This is a genomic window from Micromonospora sp. 4G55 (genome assembly GCF_016803375.1).
Genome location: NZ_JAEVHN010000707.1, coordinates 1 through 3,067 on the forward strand (window position 1 = coordinate 1; position 3,067 = coordinate 3,067).

3 protein-coding genes are annotated in these 3,067 nt (G+C 73.7%); 2 read left to right on the forward strand and 1 reads right to left on the reverse strand.

Features of this window, described 5'->3' with window-relative positions:
* The first annotated feature begins 104 nt into the window (after positions 1 to 104).
* A complete protein-coding gene (locus JNW89_RS32735) occupies positions 105 to 1,196 on the forward strand; it encodes a serine hydrolase (RefSeq protein WP_238451993.1) in 1,092 nt (363 codons plus the stop codon).
* Between the two features lie 49 nt (positions 1,197 to 1,245).
* On the opposite strand, the gene JNW89_RS32740 is transcribed toward JNW89_RS32735, so the two are convergent.
* Positions 1,246 to 1,989, reverse strand: a complete 744-nt coding sequence (locus JNW89_RS32740; protein WP_238451994.1) for a YqjF family protein — start codon at positions 1,987 to 1,989, stop codon at positions 1,246 to 1,248.
* A 162-nt stretch (positions 1,990 to 2,151) separates the two neighbouring features.
* Between JNW89_RS32740 and JNW89_RS32745 the strand changes: the two genes are divergently transcribed.
* Positions 2,152 to 2,886: an FkbM family methyltransferase gene (locus JNW89_RS32745; protein WP_238451995.1), complete on the forward strand. Its 735-nt coding sequence runs from the start codon at positions 2,152 to 2,154 to the stop codon at positions 2,884 to 2,886.
* Positions 2,887 to 3,067 lie beyond the last annotated feature (181 nt).

Below are 3,067 nucleotides of genomic sequence, written 5' to 3' on the forward strand. Positions count from 1 at the left end.
CTCGCCGAACGGCGCGCAGAACTCCAGCTTCTTCGCCGACATCGCGGGCTTCGCGGACGTCAACACCACCGACCCGGACGAGGACGGCCCGAAGAAGGCACCCGATGTACGCCGGGGCGGTCGCGCTCGCGCTCAGCGGCGGGCAGCCGTACGCCGAGGCGGCCGTCGGCGAGGCCCTGCGCTTCGGTGCCGGGCCGGTCCTCCTGCCCGCCGGTGAGCGGGTCCGGATGCGCACCGACTCCATCTTCGACCTCGCCTCGATCACCAAGGTCTACACATCCATCCTCGCCCTGCGACAGGTCGACCAGGGCCGACTCGACCTCGACGCGCCGGTGGTGAGCTACCTGCCGGAGTTCACCGGCGCGGGGAAGTCGGCGGTCACGGTGGCGATGCTGCTCGCGCACACCAGCGGGCTCCCCGTGGGTGCCACGGTGACCGGCTACGCCACGCTGGCCGAGAAGTGGCGGGCCGTCCTGGCCACCCCGCTGGTCAGCGGGGCGATCCCGGGCCGGGTGTTCCGCTATTCGAGCGTGGGGCTGATGGTCGTGGGCAAGCTGGTGGAGAAGGTGACCGGCCAACGGCTCGACCAGGCGCTGAAGACCGAGCTGACCGACCCGCTCGGCCTGCGCTGGACCGGCTTCAACCCGAACACCTGGCTCAGCGCCACCGACCGGGCCACCCGGCTGGTCGCCACCGACGCGCGCTCCTCGCGGGGGCTGCTCCGGGGCGTGGTGCACGACGACGTGGCCAACCACCTGGGCGGCATCGCCGGGCACGCCGGCATCTTCAGCACCGCCCAGGAGGTCGCCGTCATCGGCCAGTTGCTGCTCGACGGCGGCATGTACGGCGGACAGCGGATCCTGGCCGAGAGCACCGTCCGCCGGATGCTGACCAACGCCAACCCCGGGCTGCCCGCCCTCGACCCGGAACGGCCGAACCGGACCGCCGACCACGGGCTCGGCGTGGTGCTGCACCAGCCGTGGTTCATGGGTCGGCTCAGCGCCCCCACCGCCTTCGGGCACACCGGCTTCACCGGCACGTCGCTGCTGGTGAGCCCCGCCCGCCGGACCGTCCTCGTGCTCCTCACCAACCGGGCCCACCCGAACTGGAGCTGGGCCAACCCCGATCCGGTGCGGGTGGCGACCGCCAACGTCCTGGCCCGCCTGCCCATCCTGTCGGCCACCGGCACCAGATGACGACGGCGCGGCGATCCCGTCCCACCTGGCCGAGCGACGGGCGCCGCGGTCACCGGGTCTCGGGCAGGGTGACCGGCGGGCCGAACCGGACCGGGACGCCGGGCGAATAGAGCACGCTGGCCGGCGGTCCCGCCGGCGGCGGCAACCCGGCGGCGGCGACCAGTTCGTCGTCCAGGCGCAGCAGCTCGGCCCGGTGCAGCGGCCAGCGGGGATGCCAGTTCGGCAGGTGCAGCGTGCGCCCGTACGCGCGGGTGTGCAGCCCCCAGCGGGCGGTGACGAAGTGCTCCAGCGGGGTCGGCTCGGCGATCGGCTCCCCCACCCGTACCACCATCCGGCTCGTCGCTCCGACCGGGCCGGGCCAGCGGCGCCGGCACCGGTAGGTGTAGCGGTCACCGTCGCGGTCCAGCCGCATCGCCGACCACAGGTACGGCAGTCGCAGGGTCGCCCGGGCGACCAGCACCGGCACCAGCCGGGACGCGTCGAGCGAACGGAACACCACGGCCCGCCGGCCGGTGTGGTCGACCGAGTAGAGCCGGACGTTGGTCTCCCAGAAACTGCCGAAGTACGGCACCCCCGGCCCGGTGCCGAGGCCCAGCCCCACCATCCGGAAACCGATCAGGCCGACGTAGCTGAGCCCGTCGAGGGTGTCCGGACGGGTGCCGGCGGGCAGCAGGGGCGCGACCACCTCCGGCGCCACCGCCCAGTGCAGGAAGGTGAGATGTTCCCAGCGCTGCCCCAGGATCGCCCGCCGGAACCGCTGCTGCGGGGCGCAGTCGACCGGCTCGATGTCCACCCACCCATCCTGCCCCGTCCCGCGCCCGGCGACAGGCTCCCCCGCCCGGCCGGGGCCATCCGACTGTTGTCGATTGCCGGCGTTTCCGGGCCCGGTCCGGGCTACGGTCTTCCGGTGAGGGCTCGTACCCGCGCGGTGGAGGCACTCAAGGCTGATCCGGCCATGTCGTCGCTGCGCCGGTCGCTGGAGTCCTACTACGGCGATCCGGCGCGCGAGGCGGCGATGGACGAGTTCTACGCCCGCTTCGTCCGGCCCGGCGACGTGGTCTTCGACATCGGGGCCCACGTGGGCGACCGGACCGGCAGCTTCCGTCGCCTCGGGGCGCGCGTCGTGGCCGTGGAGCCGCAGCAGCTGTGCGTACGCGCCATCCGGCGCATCTATGCCGGGGAGGACGACGTCGTCGTCGTCGCGGCGGCCTGCGGAGCGCACGAGGGCAGCGTCCGCCTGCACGTCAACTCCCGCAATCCCACGGTCACCACGGCGTCCTCGCACTTCCTGCAGGCGGCGCACGGCGCGGGCGGCTGGGAGGACGAGGTGTGGGACGCGACGGTCGAGGTGGCCGCCACGACGCTCGACTCCCTGATCGACCGCCACGGCACGCCGACCTTCGTCAAGATCGATGTCGAGGGCTTCGAGGAAGCGGTGCTGGCGGGGCTGAGCCGCCCGCTGCCCGCGCTCTCCTTCGAGTTCACCACGATCGAGCGGGCCGTGGCGCGGCGCTGCGTCGCCCGCCTCACCGCGCTCGGCTTCGAGGCGTTCAACATCGCGTTCGGCGACGACATGGCCCTGGCCTTTGAGGAGTGGATGTCGGCGACGGAGCTGGCGGAGCGGCTCCGGTCGCTGCCCCACGAGGTCAACTCCGGCGACGTCTACTGCGTGTCACCGACCGCCGGGTAGCGCCCCCGGGTAGGAGACGGGCTCCGACCGGCGGCCGCAACCGGGGCCCGAGGTCGGGCGCGATCGGGAGGCGGGTTCCCGAGCATTCACCGGCAGGACTACCGGGCGGCCGGGTCAGGTCTCTGATGGTCGACGGCCCGCCCCGGCCCGCTCGGGGACACCGGGGGCGCGATCCGGCCCG